A 21466-nucleotide genomic window follows, 5' to 3' on the forward strand; every position below is an offset into this window, starting at 1 on the left:
CGCAGGTGCGGTCGGTGGGACTCGAACCCACACGGGATTTCTCCCACGGGCACCTAAAACCCGCGCGTATCGCCTATTTCGCCACGACCGCTCCAAAACGGACATTTGTCAGAGCTGCCGTTTTGCTCCGCCCAGTGTACGGGGCTACGCCTTGCGCCGTGCGCCTCCCCGGCACCAGGTGCTCGTCGTGGAATGGCAGTTGGGGCACGGCGACCGCAGGTTCTCGATGCGGCTGTCGCGCCGGTTGCCGTCCACGTGGTCGGCCTCCAGCGGAAGCGGGTGACCTCGCCGGACGCGGTCCTCCGGCTGTTCGATGAGCTGCCCTTCGCGGGTCCGGAGGCGTGTGATGCCCGCCGGCGGCCTCCGGCCCCAGCCTCCCCGGCGCCTCCGACGGCGTCCGCGCCCCACGACGTGCCCGGAAAGGGAAAACGGCTCGCGCCGGGAGTGTTCCGGTGCGAGCCGTCGTCCGCGGCGGGGGAGGCTAGATGCCCAGGTCCTTGATGATCTTGGCCACGTGGCCGGTGGCGCGGACGTTGTAGAGGGCCTTCTCCACCTTGCCCTCCTCGTCCACGATGATCGTGGAGCGGATGACGCCCATGTAGGTCTTGCCGTAGTTCATCTTCTCGCCGAAGGCGCCGTACGCGTCGAGGACCTTCTTGTCGGGGTCGGCGAGGAGGGTGACCCTGAGGTTCTCCTTCTCGCGGAACTTGCCGAGTTTCTCCGGGGCGTCGGGGGAGATGCCGAGGACGTCGTAGCCGGCGTCCGCGAGGAGGGAGAGGTTGTCCGTGAAGTCGCAGGCCTGCTTCGTGCAGCCTGGGGTGAGGGCCGCGGGGTAGAAGTAGACGATGACCTTGCGGCCCTTGTGGGCGGAGAGGGACACCTCGTTGCCGTCGGCGTCGGGGAGGGTGAAGTCGGGGGCTACGTCCCCGGGCTGGAGTCGCTCGCTCATCGGTCTAGCGTAACGGGGGGTCCTGACCGTGCGGCGGCGGCGAGAGCTGACAGACTGTCCAGAACAGGCAGTACGGCAGTACGGCAGACTTCGGAGGGCCTACGGTGGCGGAGACGTCGGACACCAGAACCCCGGCGCAGATCGAGGCGGACATCAAGCGCCGCCGCGAGGTGCTGGCCGAGACGCTGGACGAGATCGGGGTGCGGGTGCATCCGAAGACCATCGTCGGCGATGCGAAGGCCAAGGTCGCGGCCAATGTCGATCACACGCTCGGGCGGGCCTACGTCCAGGTCAACCGGGTCGTGAGCGATGTGAAGGCCCAGTTCGTGGACGAGGAGGGCGCGCCGCGGCTGGAGCGGGTCGTGCCGGTCGCGCTCGTCGCCGTGGGCGTGGTCGGGCTGCTGGTCTTCAGCGGTACCCGGCGGCGTAAGAGCTGATCAGAGGCAGGTAGGTTCAAAGGCGTGAGCGCCAACAGAAACGAGCACGGCAGCCAGCACGACAAGCTGCCCATCCGGATGCTGCACGACCGGGTCCTGGTCAAGCAGGACACCGGGGAGGGCGAGCGACGGTCGGGCGGGGGCATCCTGATTCCCGCCACGGCGGCCGTCGGGCGCCGGCTGGCCTGGGCCGAGGTGGTCGCGGTCGGGCAGAACGTGCGGACGGTGGAGCCCGGTGACCGGGTGCTGTACGACCCGGAGGACCGTGCCGAGGTCGAGGTGCGGGGGGTGGCGTACGTGCTGATGCGGGAGCGCGATCTGCACGCGGTGGCCGCCGACCGGTTCGAGGGCTCGGAGGACTCGACCGGCCTGTATCTCTGATTCAGAGGCTTGGAGGGGCCTGGTGTCTGTGGTCACCAGGCCCCTTTGGCGTACCGCCTGCGGCGTGTGGGTGGGGATCGGGGCGGCGGGAGCGGCGGTGTTCGGGATGGTGGTGCTGGGGGAGCCGCCGCCCGGATCTTCTTCGTCTGTCTGCTGCTGGTCGCCGTGGTGGGGCTCAAGGCGACCAGCGGTCACTGAACGAACCCGAATCCTCCGCCGTCGCCCGCTGTCGTCCCTGTGGTGGTCCCGGCGTCCCCGGTGCCCGCCGTCGTCCCGGTACTGGTGCCGTCGGTCGTGGTCCCGGTGGAGGTGCCGGAGTCGGTGCCCGAGGTGGTGCCGGAGTCGGTGCCGGAGGTCGTCGTACCGGCCGTGGTGGAGCCGTCGGTGGTGGAACCGTCGGTCGTCCCGCCGTCGGTGGTGCCGGCGGTGGTGGAGCCGTCGGTCGTACCGCCGTTGTCCTGGCCGCCGTCGGTGGTGCCGCCGTTGTCCTGGTTCTCGCCGGTGGTGCCGCCGTTGTCCTGGCCGCCGGTGCCCGGGGTGGCCGTGTTCTGGGTGGGCGGGGCCACGGTCTCGGCGCCGGCCTGGAGGTCCAGGTCGAAGTCGGAGGCCGTGGTGCCCTTCAGGGCGTCCTTGGTGTACTGCGCCCAGATCTCGGTCGGGGCGCCGCCGCCGTTGATGCGCTCCAGGCCGAGCGCGCCGTACAGCGACTTGTGGGCGGCCGTGACCGGGTCCTGGCCCATCACGGAGACGACGGTGGAGAGGTCGGGGGTGTAGCCCGCGAACCAGGCGGCGGTGTCCTCCTCGGCGGTGCCGGTCTTGCCGGCGGCCGGGCGGCCCGCGGCCTGGGCGGCGGTGGCGGTGCCGTTGTCGACCACGCTCTGCAGGATCGAGGTGGTGGTGTCGGCGGCCTGCCGGCTGACGGCCTGGGTGGTCTTGGACTCCGGCAGCTTGATCTCCTCCGTACCGTCCTTGGTGATCTTGTCGACCATGGTGTACGTGCCGTGCTTGCCGTGGTTGGCGAGCGTGGCGTACGCCTCCGCCATGTCGAGGACGCTGGCGGTGGCGGTGCCGAGGGCGATGGACGGGTACGGCTGGAGGTCCTTGGTGTCGGCGGGGATGCCCAGGTCGACGGCGGTCTGCTTGACCTTGGACGGGCCGACGTCGACGGCCATCTGCGCGTACACCGAGTTCACGGAGAGGTCGGTGGCCTTGCGGACGGTGATCTGGCCGTACGACTTCTCGTCCTCGTTCTCCGGCGCGTAGGCGCCGCCGGACCAGCCCTGGACGGTGCGCTTGTTGGTGCCGTCGTAGTAGGTGTTCGGGGTGATGGTCTGGCCGGACTGGGTGGTGGAGCCGTTGTCGACCGCGGAGGCGAAGACGAAGGGCTTGAAGGTGGAACCGACCTGGAAGTCACCGCGGGTCGCGCCGTTGGTGTACTGCTTCACGTAGTCGATGCCGCCGTACATGGCGACGACCTTGCCGGTCTTCGGGTCGACGGAGGCGCCGCCCGCCCGCACGTAGTTGTCGACCTTGTTGTTCTTGCTCAGCTTGGACATCAGCTTGTCGTCGACCGCCTTGACGAAGGCGTTCTGCCGGCTCTTCTGCAGGGTGGTGGTGATGCGGTAGCCGCCGGCCTCCAGGGCGTCCGAGTCGACGATCTTGTTCTTGATCAGGTAGTCGTTGACCGCGTTGACGATGTAGCCGCGCTGTCCGGACATGCCGGTGGAGACGGTCTGCTCCTTGGGCATCGGGAACTTCATGGCGGCCCGCTTCGACTCGCTGAGCCAGCCCTTCTTGACCATGCCGTCCAGGACGTAGTTCCAGCGGGCGACGGCCGAGGCCTTGTTCTCGGGGTGGGCGACGACGTCGTACTCGCTGGGCGCGTTGACGAGCGCGGCGAGGTAGGCGGCGCGGGCCGGGTCGAGGTCGACGGCGTCCATGCCGTAGTAGGCCTGGGCGGCGGCCTGGATGCCGTAGGCGTTGCGGCCGAAGTAGCTGGTGTTGAGGTAGCCCTCGAGGATCTGGTCCTTGGACTCGCTGCGGTCCAGCTTGATCGAGATGAAGAACTCCTTCACCTTGCGGGTGACGGTCTGTTCCTGCGCGAGGTAGTAGTTCTTCACGTACTGCTGGGTGATGGTGGAGCCGGACTGGGTGCCCTTGCCGGTCGCGGTGTTCCAGGCGGCGCGCAGCATCGCCTTGGGGTCGACGGCGGACTCGGTGTAGAAGTCGCGGTCCTCGGCGGCGAGCACGGCGTGCTGGGCGTCCACGGAGACCTGGGAGAGGTCCACGTTCTCCCGGTTGACCTCGCCGTCGCGGGCGAGCTGGGAGCCGTCGGCGTACAGGTACACGTTGGACTGCTTGGTGGCGAAGGTGTTGGCCGCCGGGATCTTCACCATCGAGTAGCCGAGGAAGAACAGGCCGATCAGCAGCAGTACCCCGAGCACGAAGGTGCCGAGCACCATCCGCCAGGTCGGGATGATCCGCCGCCATCCGGTGCGCTTGGGCCGCTTCATCTTCTTCCCGCCCCCCGTCGTCTGCACGTTCGTCTGCGCGTCGGGCGCGGGCGGTGCCGCCCCTGGCGGCGTGGCCGCGGTGGGTGCCTGCGCCTTCGGCGGCCTGATCGCGGCGAGCTGCCGCGTCTGCGTGTCCTGCCGGTCCTGCGCGCTCCGTGTGTCCTGCGTGTCCTGCCGGTCCTGCGCGTCCTGTCTGTCCTCGGCCGCCGCGGGCGGTCGTGCCTTCGGCACCCTGACCGCGGCGAGCTGCCGCGTCTGCGTGTCCTCGGCCGCCGCCCGCCGCTCCGTCCTCGCCTGCTCGGCCGCCGTGGGCGAACCCGCGGCGGGCGAATCCGCGCCGGGCGATTCCGCGCCGGGCGATTCCACGCCGGGCGATTCCACGCCGGGCGGTTCCGCGCCGGACGGCTCCGTCGTCCTCTCCTCGGCCGCCGCGGGCGGCTCCGGCTGCTTCGTCCCGGCCGCCGGCTGCGCCGGGGTCTTCTTCTCCTCGGCCGCAGCCGGCGGCTTCGTCGGGCCTCCGCCGCCCTGGTTCGGCTGTTGCGGCTGCGGCTCGTCGCTCATGTCGTGCACGGACTCCTGTTTCGCGTCGTACGTTCGTTCCCGTACGACCTCGTACGCTTCTGCGCCCCCAGTTGAAGACTCTCGCACCGTGCGTTCCGTTCCCGGATTCCGGCACGCTTCGGTCACGGAAATTGCGTGGCCTGCGATGTCGTCGGCGCAGTAGGCTCCTGCGCTTCGGTGTCGGGCGGTCCGGGAGGTCGGTTGGCGTGGTCGCGGGACGGTTGTACACGGCCGTCGCGGCGGGGGGTTTCCGACGGTACGCGACGTATCGGGCGGCCACCGCCGCCGGGGTGTTCACCAACACGGCCTTCGGGATCATCCTCGTCTACACGTACTTGGCGCTGTGGAACGAGAAACCGCACCTCGGAGGCTATGACCAGGCACAGGCGGTGACCTATGTGTGGCTCGGACAGTGCCTCTACGCGACGCTCGCGATCCAGGGCGGGGGCGTGGAAAAAGACCTGATGGAGCGTATCCGAACGGGTGCGATCGCGATCGACCTGTACCGTCCGGCCGATCTTCAAATGTGGTGGCTGGCGACCGACTTGGGCCGCTCGCTGTTCCAGATGCTGGGGCGGGGCGTGATCCCCTTCCTGGTCGGCGCGGTGTTCTTCCCGATGGCGCTGCCCGTGGACGCCGGCACCTGGGCCGCCTTCCTGGTCGCGCTGTTCCTCGCGATGCTCGTCAGCTTCGGCATCCGGTACCTGGTCGCGTTGAGCGCGTTCTGGCTGATGGACGGGATGGGCGTCAACCAGGTCCTGATGATCACGGGGATCTTCTTCTCGGGCATGACCCTGCCGCTGAACGTCTTCCCGGGTGCCTTCGGCGAGGTCGTCCGCGTCCTGCCGTGGGCGGCGCAGATCCAGATGCCGGCGGACGTGCTGATGGGCGAGACCGGGCTGGCGGGGGCGTTCGCCTTCCAGGCCGGGTGGGCGGTGACGCTGCTGGCGGCGGGCAGGCTGCTGCAGTCGGCGGCGACGCGACGGGTGGTGGTGCAGGGTGGGTGAGCGCGTTCCTGACGGGGGGAGCAGGTGGCGCGGGGCGGGTGAGCGGGCCCGGGAGGGGCTGCGGGCGTACCGGCTGATCGCCGGGATGTGGATCCGCTCCACGATGACCTACCGCACGTCCTTCGCCCTCACGATGGCCGGGAACCTGCTGGTGACCGGGCTGGACTTCGCGACGATCCTGCTGATGTTCTCGCAGGTCCACTCGCTCGGCGGCTGGTCGCTGCCCGAGGTCTGCTTCCTGTACGGGCTGTCGGCGACCGCGTTCGGGGCCGCCGACCTGGTGCTGGGCTCGATGGACGTGCTGGGTGTACGGATCCGCGACGGCTCCTTCGACACGCTGCTGGTCCGGCCGGCCCCGGTGCTCGCCCAGATAGGGGCGGACCACTTCGCGCTGCGCCGCCTGGGCCGGATCACCCAGGGCGCGGCGGTGCTGGGCTGGGCGCTGGTCTCCGTGGACGTCGCGTGGACGCCGGCGAAGGTGCTGCTGGTCCCGCTGATGCTGGCCGGCGGCTCGGCGATCTTCTGCGCGCTGTTCGTGGCGGGCGCGGCCTTCCAGTTCCTGGCGCAGGACGCGGCGGAGGTGCAGAACGCGTTCACGTACGGCGGTACGACGCTGCTCCAGTACCCGCCGACGGTGTTCGGGAAGGACTTCGTGCGCGGGGTGACGTTCATGCTGCCGCTGGCCTTCGTCAACTGGGTGCCGGCCGCGTACGTGCTGGGGCGGCCGTATCCGCTGCGGCTGCCGGCGTGGACGGCGTGGTCGACGCCGCTGGTGGCGGTGGCGTGCTGCGCGCTGGCGGGCCTGGCGTGGCGGGCCGGCCTCAGGTCGTATCGAAGCACGGGGAGTTGATCCGATGACCGGGGCGCAGGGAGCTGATCCGATGCCGGACATGTCCAACGAGGTCGTCAAGACCGACAAGACCGACGAGATTGACGAGACCGACAAGACCGACAAGACCGACAAGACCGACGAGATCGACGAGGACGCCGAGGCCACCGAGGCGTTCATCGAGGTCTCCGAGGTGGAGAAGGTCTTCGAGGTGCGGAAGAAGGCCGGCTTCCTGAAACGGGAACGCCGGGAGGTACGGGCGGTCGACTCGCTCTCCTTCACGGTGGCGCGGGGCGAGATGGTCGGCTACATCGGCCCGAACGGCGCCGGGAAGTCGACCACGATCAAGATGCTGACGGGCATCCTCACCCCGAGCGGCGGCCGGCTCCGGGTGGCCGGCATCGACCCGTCCCGCGAACGCACCCGCCTGGCCCACCGCATCGGCGTCGTCTTCGGCCAGCGCACGACCCTGTGGTGGGACCTTCCCCTCATCGACTCCTACCGCCTGATGCACCGCATGTACCGCATCCCGGACGCCCGTTACACCGAGAACCTGGACCGGCTGGTCGAACTCCTCTCCCTGGACTCCCTCCTGGACGTCCCGGTACGGCAACTCTCCCTGGGCCAGCGGATGCGCGGCGACATCGTGGCCGCACTCCTGCACGACCCGGACGTCCTCTATCTCGACGAACCGACGATCGGCCTGGACGTCATCTCGAAGGCCAAGGTCCGCGACTTCCTCCGCGAACTGAACACCGAACGCGGCACCACGGTCCTGCTCACCACCCACGACCTCCAGGACATCGAGCAGTTGTGCTCCCGCGTGATGGTCATCGACCACGGGCGGCTGATGTACGACGGTCCGCTCGCCGGCCTGCACGAGGCGGGGGAGAGCGAGCGGACCCTCGTGGTCGACCTGGAGCGGGAGCTCCCGCCGATCGACGCCGGTCCGGCGGCGCGGGTGGTGAAGGTGGAGGGGCCGAGGCAGTGGCTGGCGTTCCCGGCGTCGGAGTCGGCGGCGCCGCTGGTGGCGCGGATCGCGGCGGAGTACCCGCTGGCCGACCTGTCGGTCCGGGAGCCGGACATCGAGGCGGTGATCGCGAAGATGTACGCGGACCGGGCCACCGGGTAGACCCCGTGGTCCCCGGCGCCGCGAACTCGTAGTCTGCCTCTATGACCGACGATGCCCCGGAGCTGCGCGCCTCCGACGCCGATCGTGAACGAGTCGCCGAGATCCTCCGGGACGCCCTCGCCGAGGGGCGGCTCGACATGGAGGAGTTCGAGGAGCGGCTGGAGGCGACGTACAAGGCCCGTACGTACGGTGAGCTGACGCCCCTCACCAGGGACCTCCCCTCGGCGGGCACCACACCCGCGGTCTCGCTCAGCAAGCCCCCTGCGCCGAGCGGGAGTTGGGGGAGCCGGATCGTCGGCGGCGAGGGCTCCTCCTCCTGGGCGGTGGCCGTGATGTCCGGCTTCCAGCGCAAGGGCCGCTGGACGGTGCCGAGGCGCTTCAACTCCTTCGCGTTCTGGGGCGGCGGCGAGATCGACCTGCGCGAGGCGAACTTCGCGGACGGTGAGGTCGTGATCAACTGCATCGCGATCATGGGCGGGATGAGCGTGATCGTGCCGCCGGGCGTCGAGGTGGTGATGCGCGGCATCGGCATCATGGGCGGCTTCGACGAGCGCGAACACGACATGTCGCCGGACCCGGGCGCCCCGAGGGTGGTCGTGACGGGCTTCGCGTTCTGGGGCGGGGTCGAGGTGGCCCACAAGGTCACGAAGGCGGAACGCCAGCGCCTCAAGGAGGAACGCCGCCAGGAGCAGCTGGACCGCAAGTCGGCCCGCCACGAACTCCACGCCGCCCGCCAGGACTGGCACCACCAGCGCCGCGAGGAACGAGCACGACGAAGGCACGGCGACTACTGAGCCGACGCCGGAACAGCCGACGCAAAGGGACACGGCGAACTGCGCGACGAGCCCCCACCGGCCCGCGGGTGACCACCGGCGGGTTCGGCACCGCCGGACACCGCCGCCGTGGCTGAGCGCCGTCGCGGCGGGCGTGGGGGAGCGGCGTGGAGCGGCGGGGTCCAGGAAGTCGGCGGGATGTTTCGAGCGACGCCGGAACAGCCGACGCAAAGGGGCGCGGGGAACTGCGCGACGAGCCCCCACCGGCCCGCGGGTGACCACCGGGGGGTTCGGCACCGCCGGATACCGCCCTCGTGGCTGAGCGCCGTCGCGGCGGGTGTGGGGGAGCGGCGGGGTGAGGGGGAGCGCGCGGTGTGGGAGGAGCGGCGGGGGTTCGAGGAGTCGGGGAGTGTGGGGGAGCGGCGGGGCCCAGGAAGTCGGCGGGATGTTTCGGGTGGCGGTGGGGCAGCCGACGTAAAGGGGCGCGGGGAACTGCGCGGCGAGCCCCCACCGGGCCGCGGGTGACCACCGGCGGGTTCGGCACTGGAATTTCCTGGGTGGTCAGGTGGTGGGAACTCTTGTTTCGGTCCGGGAGTAGGTCAGGTAGGGACAATGGGTGCGGGATCACCGTGAGGGTGGTGCCGGGTGCGAACGGGTGGAGCAGATGGAGGAACGTACGGAAGCGGTGGACCGGGAGGCGGCTACCCCCTCCTACAAGTCCATGAACGCCTTCACGCCCGCCGACGAGGAGCGCCAGCGCGGCGTACGGCACATGAAGCGCACGGCGACCGGCCTGCTGCTGCTCGTCGCCCTCGTGTACGCCCTGGCCAAGTGGGCGTCCGGCGCCGGCGCCGGCGCCTGGGCGGACTACGTCGCCGCGGCCGCCGAGGCCGGCATGGTCGGCGCCCTCGCCGACTGGTTCGCGGTGACGGCGATCTTCCGTCACCCCCTCGGCGTGCCCATCCCGCACACCGCGATCATCCCCAACAAGAAGGACCAGCTCGGCGTCTCGCTCGGCGAGTTCGTCGGCGAGAACTTCCTCTCCCAGGACGTCGTACGGCAGCGGCTGCGCGCCGTCGGCATCGGCAGCCGCCTCGGCGCCTGGCTGGCGGAGCCGAAGAACGCCGACCGGGTCACCGCCGAGCTCGCGACAGCGCTCCGCGGCGCGCTCACCGTGCTGCGGGACTCCGACGTCCAGGCGGTCGTCGGCGAGGCGATCACCCGCCGCGCCGACGCCCAGGAGATCGCCCCCGGCATCGGCAAGATGCTGGAGCGGGTCGTCGCCGACGGCGGCCACAAGCGCGTCGTGGACCTGGTTGTCACCCGCGCGTACGACTGGCTGGTGCTGCACGGCGACTCCGTGATGGACGCCGTCCAGGGCGGGGCGCCCGGCTGGACCCCCCGGTTCGTCGACCGGCGCGTCGGCGAGCGCGTCTACAAGGAGCTGCTGCGCTTCTGCTCCGAGATGCGGGACATGCCCTCCCACCCGGCCCGAGGCGCCCTCGACCGCTTCCTCACCGACTTCGCGAACGACCTCCAATCCGACACCGACACCCGGGCCCGCGTCGAGCGGCTCAAGGGCGAGGTCCTCGGCCGCGGCGAGGTGCAGGACCTGATCGCGTCCGCGTGGACGGCCGTACGGTCCATGATCGTCGCGGCGGCCGAGGACGAGCGCAGCGAGCTGCGGCTGCGCGTGCGCGCCTCCCTGATCTCCCTGGGCGCCCGGATGGCCGAGGAACCGAAGGTCCAGGACAAGGTCGACAGCTGGGTCGAGGGCGCGGCCGTGCACGTCGTGTCGACCTACCGCAAGGAGATCACCTCCCTGATCACCGACACGGTGGCCGGCTGGGACGCCGAGCACACCACCCGGAAGATCGAGGCGCACATCGGCCGCGACCTGCAGTTCATCCGGATCAATGGCACGGTGGTGGGGTCGCTGGCCGGCGTGCTGATCTTCACGGTGTCACGAGCCCTCGGGGCGTAAAGCGCCCGGAGCCGGGCACTCGGCCGCGGGTTTCGGTACTTCTCCCGGTCGAGGAGGCGCGATGAGCGGTACGGCTACGGGCGTGGGCGGCGCGGACGGGATCGACCCGCGGCCGGGTGCCGGCGGCGGGGGCCGGACGATCACCACCCGCATCCCGGCCCGCCTGGACCGGCTCCCCTGGTCCCGCTGGCACTGGACGATCGTCATCGGCCTCGGCACCGTGTGGATCCTGGACGGCCTGGAGGTCACGGTCGTCGGCAACATCGCGAGCCGCCTCTCCGAACCGGGCAGCGGCCTCGCGATCTCCTCCTCCCAGATCACCGGCACCGCCGCGGCCCTCTACGTGGCCGGCGCCTGCACCGGCGCCCTCTTCTGGGGCCGCCTGACCGACCGCTACGGCCGCAAGAGGCTCTTCATGATCACTCTGGCGGTCTACCTGGCCGCCACCGCCCTGACCTCGATCTCCTTCGCCCCCTGGTGGTTCTTCACCTTCCGCTTCCTGACCGGCTTCGGCATCGGCGGCGAGTACGCGGCGATCAACTCGGCGATCGACGAGCTGATCCCGGCGTACCACCGCGGCCGCGTCGACCTGATCATCAACGGCAGCTTCTGGGTGGGCGCGGTGGGCGGCTCGCTGCTCTCGATCGTCGCGCTGAACACGGACTTCCTGGCGAAGGACGTCGGCTGGCGCCTGACCTTCGCGCTGGGCGTCGTCCTCGGCCTGGTCATCCTGCTGGTACGGCGCAACGTCCCGGAGAGCCCGCGCTGGCTGCTGATCCACGGCCGGGAACGGGAGGCCGAGGAGATCGTCTCCTCCATCGAGCGGAAGGTGGAGGAGGAGTCGGGGAAGCCGCTCCCGGCACCGGAGAGCGAGCTGGTGATCCACCAGCGCGAGAGCGTCACCTTCGCCGAGATCGCCCGCACGGTCTTCCACGACTACCGCCGCCGCGCCGTCCTCGGCTTCTCCCTCTTCATCGGCCAGGCGTTCCTCTACAACGCGATCACCTTCGGCTTCGGCGCGATCCTCACCAAGTTCTTCGACGTGCCGACGGGGGACACGGGCTACTACTTCGTGGTCATCGCGGTCGGCAACTTCCTCGGCCCCCTGCTCCTGGGCAAGCTCTTCGACACGGTGGGCAGGAGGGTGATGATCTCGTCGACCTACATCCTGTCCGGGCTGCTCCTCTTCCTCACGGCCTGGCTGTTCGACCGGGGCGTGCTGACGGCGGGAACCCTGACGGCATGCTGGTGCGCGGTCCTCTTCTTCGCCTCGGCGGGAGCGTCCAGCGCCTACCTGACCGTCTCCGAGATCTTCCCGATGGAGACGCGGGCGATGTCCATCGCGTTCTTCTACGCCCTGGGCACGGCCGCGGGCGGCATCAGCGGCCCCCTGCTCTTCGCCGACCTCACGGGGACGGGCAAGGTGGCCGACACGGTGCTGGCGTTCCAGATCGGGGCGGGCCTGATGTGCGCGGCGGGGCTGGTGGCGGCGGTGTGTGCGGTGAACGCGGAGCGCCGGTCCTTGGAGGACATCGCCCGTCCGCTGACCGCTGCGGCGGAGAAGGGCGGGCCGGCGAAGGCACCCGCGTAGGAGAGGCCCCTCGGCAGCTCACCGGCGCGACGACCGGCTCACCGGCGCGATGACCGGCTCACCGGCGCGATGACCGGCTCACCGGCTCACCGGCTCACCGAAACGGCCGTCACCGCGGTCGCCAGGAAGGCGACGCCCCCGCACACCGCCACCGCCCATCCCACGCAGCGCGCCCGCAGCCCCCGGTAGCGCCGCTCGTACTCGTCCCGCAGGGACACACACCGGGCGGCGATCCGTGCGAGGTCCTGCCGGGCGCGCCGGAGGCTGTCGTCGACGTAGTGGCGCTCGACCTCGTCGCGCTGGCCCGTGGTCAGCCAGTCCATGCGCCCGGTGAACTCCCGCGCCCGCTGCTCGGCCTCCGCGACCCTGGCCCGCCACAGCAGGTAACCCTCGGCCTGGTTGGCGACGTCTCCGTCGGCTCCCGGCGGGTGACCGCCGCCCGTTCGACGTCCCGCGTCGGTCATGTGTGGAGCCTGTGGGCCTCGGCCTCGGCCATGGCGATGTCCGGGTGGTGCAGGTCGAACGCCGGGGACTCCGAGCGGATCCGCGGCAGGGTGACGAAGTTGTGCCGCGGCGGCGGGCAGGAGGTCGCCCACTCCAGCGAACGGCCGTAGCCCCACGGGTCGTCGACGCCGACCGGCTTGCCGTATCTCGCGGTCTTCCACACGTTGTAGAGGAACGGCAGGAGCGACAGGCCGAGCAGGAAGGAGCTGATCGAGGAGACCGTGTTCAGGGTGGTGAAGCCGTCGGCCGCCAGGTAGTCGGCGTACCGGCGCGGCATGCCCTCGGCGCCCAGCCAGTGCTGCACCAGGAACGTGCCGTGGAAGCCGACGAACAGCGTCCAGAAGGTGATCTTGCCGAGCCGCTCGTCGAGCATCTTGCCCGTCATCTTCGGCCACCAGAAGTGGAAGCCGGAGAACATCGCGAAGACGACCGTACCGAAGACCACGTAGTGGAAGTGGGCGACGACGAAGTACGAGTCGGAGACGTGGAAGTCCATCGGCGGCGAGGCCAGGATGACACCGGTCAGACCACCGAACAGGAACGTCACGAGGAAGCCGGTCGCCCACAGCATCGGGGTCTCGAACGACACCGAGCCCTTCCACATGGTGCCGATCCAGTTGAAGAACTTCACCCCGGTCGGGACCGCGATCAGGAAGGTCATGAAGGAGAAGAACGGCAGCAGCACACCACCGGTGACGTACATGTGGTGCGCCCACACCGTCACCGACAGACCGGCGATCGAGATGGTCGCCGCGACCAGACCCATGTAGCCGAAGACCGGCTTGCGGGAGAAGACCGGGATGACCTCGGTCACGATGCCGAAGAACGGCAGCGCGATGATGTACACCTCCGGGTGGCCGAAGAACCAGAAGAGGTGCTGCCAGAGCAGCGGCCCGCCGTTCGCCGCGTCGAACACGTGGGCGCCGAACTTGCGGTCCGCCTCCAGCGCGAACAGCGCCGCCGCGAGGACCGGGAAGGCGAACAGCACCAGCACGGCGGTCAGCAGCACGTTCCACACGAAGATCGGCATCCGGAACATGGTCATACCGGGGGCGCGCATGCAGATGATCGTGGTGATGAAGTTGACCGCGCCGAGGATGGTGCCGAAGCCGGAGAAGGCCAGACCCATGATCCACAGATCGGCGCCGAGGCCCGGCGAGCGCACCACGTCCGACAGCGGGGAGTAGGCGAACCAGCCGAAGTCCGCCGCGCCCTGCGGGGTGAGGAAGCCGCCCACCGCGATGGTCGAGCCGAACAGGTAGAGCCAGTAGGCGAACATGTTCAGCCGCGGGAACGCGACGTCCGGCGCACCGATCTGGAGCGGCATGATCCAGTTCGTGAAGCCGGCGAACAGCGGCGTCGCGAACATCAGCAGCATCACCGTGCCGTGCATGGTGAACGCCTGGTTGAACTGCTCGTTCGAGACGATCTGCAGGCCCGGCCGGGCGAGCTCGGCGCGCATGACGAGCGCCATCACGCCGCCGATCAGGAAGAACGCGAACGACGTGACCAGATACAGCGTGCCGATCGTCTTGTGGTCGGTGGTGGTCATCCACTTCACCACGACGTTGCCGGGCTGCCGGCCCCGCAGCGGCACCTCGCTGTCGTAATGGGGGACGGCCGAGGGCTCTGGCTCGTTGAGAACGGTCACCGGTGTGTGTCTCCAGACGCTCGCGGTTCACCCGCACCAAGGCGTGATCCTCCGGCCATCCTGGCCGCTCGGGACCGGGAGAGAAGCCCTGAGCCGCCCGCATACGGCCGAACGGGCGGCCAGGACCCACGGGTGGAGCAGCGCCCCCGTGGAACGCCGGGACCTGAGCGCCCCTTCAGGGGCGCTGGAGGTACCCCGGCCGAAGGCTGGAGGGAGGAACTGCGAGACCAGCCACGAAGACGCCGCGGCCGAACGACGGCGCACCGCCGCACTAGCCGGCTCGGCGCCCTCGCCTCCGCAGCATCAGCAGACCACCCGCCAGCGCGGTGATCCCCGTGGCCGCAGCCCATCCGACGACGTCCCCGGACCCGGTGGCGGCAAGGTCGTCACCCTTGCCCGTGGCCGACGGGGACGCCCCGGGCGCCGAGGCGGTTGCCGATGCCGCTGCCGACGCGGAGGCCGTCGGACGCGGGGAGGACGTCGTACCCCCCGCCGTGTCCCCGTCCGCCGCGCTCACCCGGTCCCGGGTGAACGTCAACGTCCCGAAGCCCAGCTGGTCGTACCCGCCGCTGTTCGGCCCGTAGTCCCCGCCCCCGCCCTCCGGCGCCGCCTTCGCCGCGATCCGGGTGACGTAGGTCGCCGACATGCCCCGCCGCTTGGTGTAGTGGTTGGCGATCATCGCCCAGATGGGACGGATCATCGACGGATCGACGCCCGCCGCGGCGGTCACCGTCTCACTCCCCGACCAGCCACCGATCGCCCCCTTCCGCCGCGTGTTCGCGGTGAACGGCACCTGCCCGCCCAGGTTCCACTTGGCGACGTACTGCGCCCCCTTGAGGAACCGGCTGTCGTCGTAGCCGTACAGGTCCATCCCCTGGTTCCACGCCATCTCGCAGAACGTGCCCATCAGGCCCACCCCGAGCAGCGCGTGCCCCTGGTCGCGCCCGGCCTCGAGCCACTCGCCCAGCGCGCCGCTCCCGTCCCCCTCGTCGTCGTACACGACGGGAATCGCGTTCCTGATCGCCCCGAGCCCGGCGCCGTGCTTGAAGTAGTCGACGGCGCGGGCGACCTGGGCGCGGTCGTCGCAGAGGACGCCGGTGGCGAGGACGCAGGCCATGTTGGCCAGGTCCCAGTTGGTCCAGTAGTTGGAGACGACGGCGCCGTTGTGCCGGACGAGGAAGTCGTCGCTCAGCGCGCCGAAGTTCTTGGCGAGCATCTCCTGGCAGCGGGCGAGCTCGAAGTCCCCGTGGTCCCGGACGAGTTCGGCGGCGTTGGCGAACTGGTAGCCGTACAGCCCGGCGGCCAGGAACCGGTCGGCGGAACCGTCGACCGCGGTCAGGGTGGCCGACCAGGCGTTGAGGACGGCGACCGCGGTGTCGGCGTACGCGCTCTGGCCGGTCACGTGGTAGCGCAGGGCGTTCTGGTACGCGGCGTGGATGTCGTTGTAGAGCAGCGAGTAGTTCTCCGGGGTGCCCGAGCCCCGGTACACCACCGCCTGCGGCCGCGCCTGCCAGCCGCTCTGCGCGTGCCGGTTGGCGGTGAGCCTCGCGAACCCGGCCGTGTAGGGCGCGGCGCCCGCCTTCACCTTGGCGGCCATGCGGTCGAGGTCGGTGCGGGTGTGCAGCAGGCCGGGATGGGCGAAGGTCCCGGCGGCGGCCGCGGGAGCGGCCGCCGCCGAAGCGGCCGCGCCCACCGTGGCGCCCCCCGCTGCCACACCCGAGGCCTTCAACATGGTCCGGCGGCTGATCTGTCGAGTCACGTGCATGCCCCGGGAGACGGACCGGCCCGCCCGGCGATAACAGAAACCGGCTGCCCGATACGACGTCCAAGCAGACGTTCAGACGGACGTCCAAGCAGACGTTCAGACGGACGTTCAAGCAGACGTTCAAGCAGACGCTCGGGCGGACGTTCAGGCGCCGGTCGTCGACCCCGGCCGCACGATCATCAGCACCGTCACGGCGGCCCACAGCAGGTTGAACACCCCGGTGAACATGGCCAGTCGGGCGGTCATCTGCCGTGTGGCCCCGCCCGCGCCGGCCTCCACCAGCGCGCTCTGCCGGGGCAGCACCAGCGCGGCCAGGACGAGCGCCGCGAGGGCGGTGAGCGCGATCGACGTGATCAGCCAGGCGCTGCCCAGCACATGCATGGTGCTCGCCGTGGCGAACCCGAACACGGGGACGACGACGCCGACGACGGCGTACACCCGGCATATCCGGTGCAGCAGCTGAAGGGTCTCGGCGGCCCGGACGTCGTCCGGCGCCTCGATGGCGCGCCGGGCGGCCGGCGGGAACATGCTGGCGGCGACGGTGACGGGACCGATCGCGACGATCGCCGCGAGGACATGGACGGCGAGGAGGAACTTGGTCACGGCGACGACCGTAGGCGGCCGGATGATCGCGCAGAAGCGGCAATACTGCCACCCTTCGCCGGATTCTCGCCAGCCGGTACCGCTACCGCGCCGGAACCGGGCCGGTGGTTGGCGGCAACCCGTCGAACGGTTACGTTCCTGCCATGCACACCGTCGCCGTCCTCGTCCTGGACCAGGTCATCCCCTCCGACTTCACCGTGCCGATCGACACCTTCGGCTGGGCCCGGCTGCCCGACGGCCGGGACGCCTACCGGGTGCGGGTGTGCGGGCCGGCGGACGAGGTGACCGCGGCGGGCGGGGCGTTCACGGTGAAGGCGCCGTACGGGCTGGACGCGCTGGCCGAGGCGGACACGATCATCGTGCCGGGCGTCGCGGATCCCGCCGGCGTCCTGCCGCCCGAGGTCGCCGAGGCCCTGCACGCGGCGGCGGCGAACGGCACGCGGATCGCGTCGGTCTGCGTCGGGGCGTTCGTCCTCGCGGCCACCGGCCTGCTGGACGGCCTGCGCGCCACCACGCACTGGGCCGCGGCCGACACCCTGGCCGCGCTGCACCCGAGCATCGACGTCGACCCCAACGTCCTCTACGTCGACAACGGCCAGTTCCTGACCTCGGCGGGCGCGGCCGCGGCCATGGACATGTGCCTGCACCTGGTCCGCAAGGACTACGGCTCGGCGGTCGCCGCGCACACCGCCCGGATGTCGGTCATGCCGCTGGAACGGGAGGGCGGCCAGGCCCAGTTCATCGTCCACGACCAGCCGCCGGCCCCCGCCGGCGCCACCCTGGAGCCGCTGCTCGACTGGCTGGAGGACCACTGCGACCGGGAGCTCACCCTGGACGAGGTCGCGGCACAGGCCGGCATGAGCACCCGGACCCTCAACCGCCGCTTCCGCGAGCAGACCGGCACGACCCCGCTGCAGTGGCTGCACCGGGCCCGGGTGCGCAGGGCCCAGCACCTGCTGGAGACCACCGCCCACCCCGTCGAACGCATCGCGACCCAGTCGGGCTTCGGCTCCCCGACGGCCTTCCGGGAACGCTTCAGAAAAGTGGTCGGCACCAGCCCCCAGGCCTACCGCCGGGCCTTCCGCACCACGGGGAGCTGACGCGGGCCAGGTCCGGCCGGCTCGGCCAGGCCCGGCCGGGTCCGGCTACGCCCGGCGATCCGCGACGGCCCAGGACGCCAGCGCCACCGCGCCCGCCACCCCGAGGACGGACGGCCAGGCGCCGACCTTCTTGGCCAGCGGGTGCGATCCGGCGAACGCGGCGACGTACGCGGCCGACAGCGCCCCGGCGGCCTTCCCGCCCGCCCGCTGCCGCCACTGCTGCGCGGCCGCGGCCCCGGCGACGGCCAGCACGGCTCCGCCCAGCGGCCGCTTCCTGGTCCAGCGCGCGACGCCGTACCCTCCGACGAGCCCGCCCGCGGCGATCACCGAACTGGGAACCCTGGCCATGCCTGTCTCCTTCTGGATGGATCTCCGGCTGGATCTCTCGCTGTATCTACGCCTGTATCTACGCCTGGACCTCTGCCTGGATCTCTGCCTGGATTTCCCGAGGCTAGCCCGGAGGCAGGTGCGGTGAGCGGACTTGAGTCGCCCCGGATCAACTCTCCTCGGCTCGGTAGGTGACCTCCCGATCGACGGCGTCCACGCCGTCCAGCGCCGCCAGGGCCGGGATCCGGTCCTCGTCGGGGACGGTGCCCGTCAGCGCGCCCAGCAACGGCTGTTCCCCGGTGACGGTGAGTCCGGCGCGCCGCAGTGCCGCCACCACCTCGGCGAACCGGTCGGGATCGACGGAGACGACGACCCCGACCGGCTGCGCGGAACCCTGTGGCTCGGTCACGGGACCTGCAGCAGGCCCATGCCGATGTCACTGGGCCGCTGCGACAACGGGTAGGCGGCCGACAACAGCAGGTCCTTCAGCTCGGCCGCCGTGGCGTTCGGGTGGGCCTGGCCGAAGAGGGCCAGCGCGCCGGCGACGTGGGGCGTGGCCATGCTGGTGCCGGACATCGTCTGGCGCCCACCGCCCGGCGCGGCCGAGATGACGTCCACACCGGGTGCGGCGATGTCGATCTCGCCGCCCTGGCCGTTGATCGCGCCGCAGGAGAACCAGGCGGCGGCCAGCGCCTTGTCGACCGCGGCCACCGCGAGGATCGACGGGCAGTTGGCGGGACGGCCCACCGGCTGGATGTCGCCGGGCCGACGGCTCTCGTTGCCGGCCGCGGCGACGATCACCGTACCGAGCCGCAGGGCCCGCTGCGCGATCGTCTCGTACGTCTGCGGGAACGGCTCCCCCGGCTGCACCGCGGCCCCGAGCGACATCGAGATCGCCCGTGCGCCGTGCGAGATCGCCCAGGCCATGCCGGCCAGGATCTGACCGTCGCTGCCGGAGCCCTGGTTGCTCAGCACCTTGCCGGCGAGGATCCGCGCCCCGCCCGCGACGCCGTAGCGGGACCCCTGGTGCGGCTGGGCGGGACCGGCCACCGTACCGATGCAGTGGGTGCCGTGACCGTGGCCGTCCTCGACACTCTGGCCGGGCACGAAGGATGACGTCTCCTCGATGCATCCGGCCAGGTCGGGATGGGTGGTGTCCACTCCGGTGTCCAGTACGGCGATCTTCACGCCCTGCCCGGTCTGCCCGGACAGATGCGCGCGGACGGCCTGGAGACCCCAGGTCACGTCGGACTCGTCCCAGGCCGGACCGAGCTGGGAGGCGATCTCGGCCCGCGTGAACCGCCGTATCTCCGCCTCGTCGCTGCGGTACGCCGGGAAGAAACCGGTCAGCGTCTGCTGGGCCGCGGTGATCGCGGTCGCGTACACCATGCGCTCCGGCTCCGCGGCGATGACCATGGGTTCCGCCTCCGCCGCGGTCACCAGTGCGTGCCGCTGATCGGGCTGCGCGTCGACGACGGCGACCGCGAGTTCGTCGAAGAGCACCGAGGTCTCGGGACGGGAGAGCAGTTCGACCGCGCTCTCCGTCTCCGCCCCGGTGACCCGCTCGACGGCTGCGATTCCGGCGGAGGAGCGCAGGGCGTTCATCCCGCGCTCGGGATCCGACTGGTCGAGCAGGACGACGTACCGTCCGGTGTATTCCGCGTTTCGCTGAGTGGGGGTTCCGGCCCGGCCCGGCGGCTCACTGCCGGGAAAGCTCCCCAAGGACCCGTTAGCCATAGCCTTCCGCCTTTCCGCGCTGTGCTCTCTGCTGATCTGCTCCGTCTGCTCGTGGGTTCGTGCACCGCCGATCGTCAGGATGCGGACATGCGTCACCGATGCGCGGTCAGGTTCGATGTGCGCGGCGGATCTGCCGTGTACCGGTGACTCGATGTGCGTGGGGGCGGCTCCGCCGGGTACCGGTGAGCTGCCCTCGCCCCCGTACGATCGGCCCGTACCACACGCGCCCCCCTCCACGCTCTCGCCACCTGCGACGACGCGCAACTCCGGGGCACATGACTTGGTTGAACCAGCGACCGGTTGAGCCCTGCGCGACGATCAGGGCCGCTACGACCGCCACTTGGGGCTGAGCGCGATGGCGCGCAGCTGCTTCATGGTCGGGGCCGGGGCGGTGCGGGTCGCGGCGGTCCGCTGGGAGCCGGAGTTGAAGGCGCTGACCACCACGCGGAAGCCGTCGGTGCGCAGGGTGTCGACGGTCCACATGACGACGCCGGCGCCGCCCTTCTCCCCGGGCTGCTTCCGCTCGGCGACCCGGGTCCCGTCGGCGAGGGTCTCGGACCCGGACCCGAACAACTGGTCCGCGACGTCGGACATGTCCGGCTGCACGTTGACCTGGACGAGACTCCGCCCCTTGCCGTCGTCGACGACGACGTAGGTGAACTGGCTGTCGTCGTCGCTCCCGTGCGCCACCACCTTCAGCCCCTTCGGAACGAGCGAGGTGAGGGTCTGCCGGATCGCCTTGCCGTCCTCCTGCGCCATGGGCGGTTCCTGGGTCTGCCGGGGATCCTCCGGAATGGCGTCGACGACCCCGCGCCACTCCTTCGCGGCCGCCAGCGTCTTCAACCGGCCGGCGGACAAGGGCGGTTCGTCCCGGCTGATCGGCGCGTCCTTCTCGGCGGCGGCGTTCCACTCGCTGACGGAGACGTGATGCCCGTCCGGGGTGACGAGGTTCGCCGTCCAGAGCTTGGTGTCCACCCGCCGGTCGGGATACTCGTACCCCTTGACGACCGTGACGACGGACGCGTCGGGCAGATGGCTGGTGGTGCAACTGTCGTACGGCGTGAAGACCTTGTCCGGGCACCGGACGGCCTGCCGGGCGTCGTACCCGCCCGGCAGCACCCGGTTCACCGCGACGCTGATGGCGCCGGGGCCGTGCCCGTCGTCGAACACGACCTGCGCGTACGGCGCCACGAGCGGCTCGCTCGCGTCGACGCCCCGACCCTGCGCCTTGCCGAACTTCCCCTCGGGCAGCAGCTTCTCGAGCATGCTGATCATCTCGTCCGAGGTGACGGCGCGGGCGGTGGGGGAGACCGTGGGGCGCGGGGTGGTGCTCACGGCGGCGGGGGGCCGTCCGGAGGGCCCCCCGCTCCAGGGCAAAAGCAGCGCGCCGCCGACCCCGGCGAGCGCGACCCCGGCGGCGCCGCCGAGCGCGGTCGCCCGCCGCCGCAGCCGTAGCCGCCGCCCCCGCACCGTACCGGCGGCGACGAGTGAGCGCCGGTCGGCGTCGAACGTGTCGCCGGCGTCGTGCAGCGCGGCGGAGAGCCGCACCTCGAAGGCCTGGTCGTTGCTGCTGTCGCTGTCGTCGTACTGCTGCTCCACGGGCATGACGAACCACCGTCTCC

19 protein-coding genes and 1 tRNA gene are annotated in these 21466 nt (G+C 70.9%); 9 read left to right on the plus strand and 11 right to left on the minus strand.

The features are described 5' to 3' along the window. Nucleotides 1–6 precede the first annotated feature (6 nt). Together ACFY0P_RS15065 and bcp are read right to left on the minus strand one after the other, a co-directional pair. Nucleotides 7–91, minus strand: a tRNA-Leu gene (locus tag ACFY0P_RS15065). A gap of 390 nt (nt 92–481) precedes the next feature. Beyond that, nucleotides 482–949, minus strand: a complete 468-nt coding sequence (gene bcp, locus ACFY0P_RS15070) for a thioredoxin-dependent thiol peroxidase (protein WP_388911879.1) — start codon at nt 947–949, stop codon at nt 482–484. A gap of 104 nt (nt 950–1053) precedes the next feature. Here bcp and ACFY0P_RS15075 point away from each other — a divergent pair, with 104 nt between their 5' ends. Beyond that, complete coding sequence (locus ACFY0P_RS15075) at nt 1054–1386, plus strand: DUF3618 domain-containing protein (protein ID WP_351490942.1); 333 nt, start codon at nt 1054–1056, stop codon at nt 1384–1386. A gap of 78 nt (nt 1387–1464) precedes the next feature. Next, a complete protein-coding gene (locus ACFY0P_RS15080) occupies nt 1465–1767 on the plus strand; it encodes a co-chaperone GroES (RefSeq protein ID WP_076089203.1) in 303 nt (100 codons plus the stop codon). A 191-nt stretch (nt 1768–1958) separates the two neighbouring features. Here ACFY0P_RS15080 and ACFY0P_RS15085 read toward each other — a convergent pair whose 3' ends face one another. Then, nucleotides 1959–4229 (minus strand): transglycosylase domain-containing protein, encoded by a 2271-nt coding sequence (locus tag ACFY0P_RS15085; protein WP_388912795.1) that lies wholly within the window; start codon nt 4227–4229, stop codon nt 1959–1961. A gap of 833 nt (nt 4230–5062) precedes the next feature. Between ACFY0P_RS15085 and ACFY0P_RS15090 the strand changes: the two genes are divergently transcribed. The 6 genes from ACFY0P_RS15090 (at nt 5063) to ACFY0P_RS15115 (ending at nt 12157) form a co-directional block, all read left to right on the plus strand. Further along, nucleotides 5063–5848: an ABC transporter permease gene (locus ACFY0P_RS15090; protein WP_388912798.1), complete on the plus strand. Its 786-nt coding sequence runs from the start codon at nt 5063–5065 to the stop codon at nt 5846–5848. Nucleotides 5849–5933: 85 nt separating this feature from the next. Next, entirely contained in the window at nt 5934–6698 is a 765-nt protein-coding gene (locus tag ACFY0P_RS15095; RefSeq protein ID WP_388912800.1) for an ABC transporter permease, read from the plus strand. Between the two features lie 31 nt (nt 6699–6729). Then, a complete protein-coding gene (locus ACFY0P_RS15100; RefSeq protein WP_388911882.1) occupies nt 6730–7809 on the plus strand; it encodes an ATP-binding cassette domain-containing protein in 1080 nt (359 codons plus the stop codon). Nucleotides 7810–7850: 41 nt separating this feature from the next. After that, nucleotides 7851–8603 carry a DUF1707 domain-containing protein gene (locus tag ACFY0P_RS15105; protein WP_388911885.1) on the plus strand — a complete coding sequence of 251 codons (753 nt, stop codon included), beginning with the start codon at nt 7851–7853 and terminating at the stop codon, nt 8601–8603. 643 nt (nt 8604–9246) lie between these two features. Further along, nucleotides 9247–10566, plus strand: coding sequence for a DUF445 domain-containing protein (locus tag ACFY0P_RS15110; protein WP_388911888.1), 1320 nt, complete (start codon nt 9247–9249; stop codon nt 10564–10566). 61 nt (nt 10567–10627) lie between these two features. After that, entirely contained in the window at nt 10628–12157 is a 1530-nt protein-coding gene (locus ACFY0P_RS15115) for an MFS transporter (protein WP_388911890.1), read from the plus strand. Between the two features lie 86 nt (nt 12158–12243). Here ACFY0P_RS15115 and ACFY0P_RS15120 read toward each other — a convergent pair whose 3' ends face one another. The 4 genes from ACFY0P_RS15120 to ACFY0P_RS15135 form a co-directional block, all read right to left on the minus strand. Next, nucleotides 12244–12621, minus strand: a complete 378-nt coding sequence (locus tag ACFY0P_RS15120; RefSeq protein ID WP_388911893.1) for a cytochrome C oxidase subunit I — start codon at nt 12619–12621, stop codon at nt 12244–12246. Next, a complete protein-coding gene (gene ctaD, locus ACFY0P_RS15125) occupies nt 12618–14312 on the minus strand; it encodes a cytochrome c oxidase subunit I (RefSeq protein WP_388911896.1) in 1695 nt (564 codons plus the stop codon). The genes ACFY0P_RS15120 and ctaD overlap by 4 nt, the downstream gene beginning before the upstream one ends. Before the next feature lie 271 nt (nt 14313–14583). After that, on the minus strand, nt 14584–16044 hold the full coding sequence (locus ACFY0P_RS15130) for an alginate lyase family protein (protein WP_388912803.1): 1461 nt from the start codon (nt 16042–16044) through the stop codon (nt 14584–14586). 177 nt (nt 16045–16221) lie between these two features. Next, nucleotides 16222–16680, minus strand: a complete 459-nt coding sequence (locus ACFY0P_RS15135; RefSeq protein ID WP_388911899.1) for a hypothetical protein — start codon at nt 16678–16680, stop codon at nt 16222–16224. Nucleotides 16681–16823: 143 nt separating this feature from the next. Here ACFY0P_RS15135 and ACFY0P_RS15140 point away from each other — a divergent pair, with 143 nt between their 5' ends. Then, the gene (locus ACFY0P_RS15140) at nt 16824–17780 is read left to right on the plus strand and encodes a GlxA family transcriptional regulator (RefSeq protein ID WP_388911902.1); all 957 of its coding nucleotides are present in this window, start codon (nt 16824–16826) and stop codon (nt 17778–17780) included. A 45-nt stretch (nt 17781–17825) separates the two neighbouring features. Here ACFY0P_RS15140 and ACFY0P_RS15145 read toward each other — a convergent pair whose 3' ends face one another. From ACFY0P_RS15145 to ACFY0P_RS15160, 4 genes are all read right to left on the minus strand, one after another. Continuing rightward, nucleotides 17826–18128 carry a hypothetical protein gene (locus tag ACFY0P_RS15145; RefSeq protein WP_388911905.1) on the minus strand — a complete coding sequence of 101 codons (303 nt, stop codon included), beginning with the start codon at nt 18126–18128 and terminating at the stop codon, nt 17826–17828. A 148-nt stretch (nt 18129–18276) separates the two neighbouring features. After that, nucleotides 18277–18516, minus strand: a complete 240-nt coding sequence (locus ACFY0P_RS15150) for a hypothetical protein (RefSeq protein WP_388911908.1) — start codon at nt 18514–18516, stop codon at nt 18277–18279. Then, the gene (locus ACFY0P_RS15155; RefSeq protein ID WP_388911911.1) at nt 18513–19844 is read right to left on the minus strand and encodes a S8 family serine peptidase; all 1332 of its coding nucleotides are present in this window, start codon (nt 19842–19844) and stop codon (nt 18513–18515) included. The genes ACFY0P_RS15150 and ACFY0P_RS15155 overlap by 4 nt, the downstream gene beginning before the upstream one ends. A gap of 327 nt (nt 19845–20171) precedes the next feature. After that, entirely contained in the window at nt 20172–21449 is a 1278-nt protein-coding gene (locus tag ACFY0P_RS15160) for a hypothetical protein (protein ID WP_388911914.1), read from the minus strand. Nucleotides 21450–21466 lie beyond the last annotated feature (17 nt).

The organism is Streptomyces sp. NPDC001714 (genome assembly GCF_042892755.1).
GTDB lineage: Bacteria > Actinomycetota > Actinomycetes > Streptomycetales > Streptomycetaceae > Streptomyces.

Excerpts from the sequence above, each read along its gene's own strand:
- bcp (WP_388911879.1), bottom strand. The coding sequence starts at position 949 with ATGAGCGAGCGACTCCAGCCCGGGGACGTAGCCCCCGACTTCACCCTC.
- ACFY0P_RS15100 (WP_388911882.1), top strand. The coding sequence starts at position 6,730 with ATGCCGGACATGTCCAACGAGGTCGTCAAGACCGACAAGACCGACGAG.
- ACFY0P_RS15110 (WP_388911888.1), top strand. The coding sequence starts at position 9,247 with ATGGAGGAACGTACGGAAGCGGTGGACCGGGAGGCGGCTACCCCCTCC.
- ACFY0P_RS15085 (WP_388912795.1), bottom strand. The coding sequence starts at position 4,229 with ATGGTGCTCGGCACCTTCGTGCTCGGGGTACTGCTGCTGATCGGCCTG.
- ACFY0P_RS15155 (WP_388911911.1), bottom strand. The coding sequence starts at position 19,844 with ATGGCTAACGGGTCCTTGGGGAGCTTTCCCGGCAGTGAGCCGCCGGGC.
- ACFY0P_RS15115 (WP_388911890.1), top strand. The coding sequence starts at position 10,628 with ATGAGCGGTACGGCTACGGGCGTGGGCGGCGCGGACGGGATCGACCCG.
- ACFY0P_RS15120 (WP_388911893.1), bottom strand. The coding sequence starts at position 12,621 with ATGACCGACGCGGGACGTCGAACGGGCGGCGGTCACCCGCCGGGAGCC.
- ACFY0P_RS15145 (WP_388911905.1), bottom strand. The coding sequence starts at position 18,128 with ATGGCCAGGGTTCCCAGTTCGGTGATCGCCGCGGGCGGGCTCGTCGGA.
- ACFY0P_RS15080 (WP_076089203.1), top strand. The coding sequence starts at position 1,465 with ATGCTGCACGACCGGGTCCTGGTCAAGCAGGACACCGGGGAGGGCGAG.
- ACFY0P_RS15130 (WP_388912803.1), bottom strand. The coding sequence starts at position 16,044 with ATGTTGAAGGCCTCGGGTGTGGCAGCGGGGGGCGCCACGGTGGGCGCG.
- ACFY0P_RS15140 (WP_388911902.1), top strand. The coding sequence starts at position 16,824 with ATGCACACCGTCGCCGTCCTCGTCCTGGACCAGGTCATCCCCTCCGAC.
- ACFY0P_RS15160 (WP_388911914.1), bottom strand. The coding sequence starts at position 21,449 with ATGCCCGTGGAGCAGCAGTACGACGACAGCGACAGCAGCAACGACCAG.
- ACFY0P_RS15105 (WP_388911885.1), top strand. The coding sequence starts at position 7,851 with ATGACCGACGATGCCCCGGAGCTGCGCGCCTCCGACGCCGATCGTGAA.
- ACFY0P_RS15095 (WP_388912800.1), top strand. The coding sequence starts at position 5,934 with ATGTGGATCCGCTCCACGATGACCTACCGCACGTCCTTCGCCCTCACG.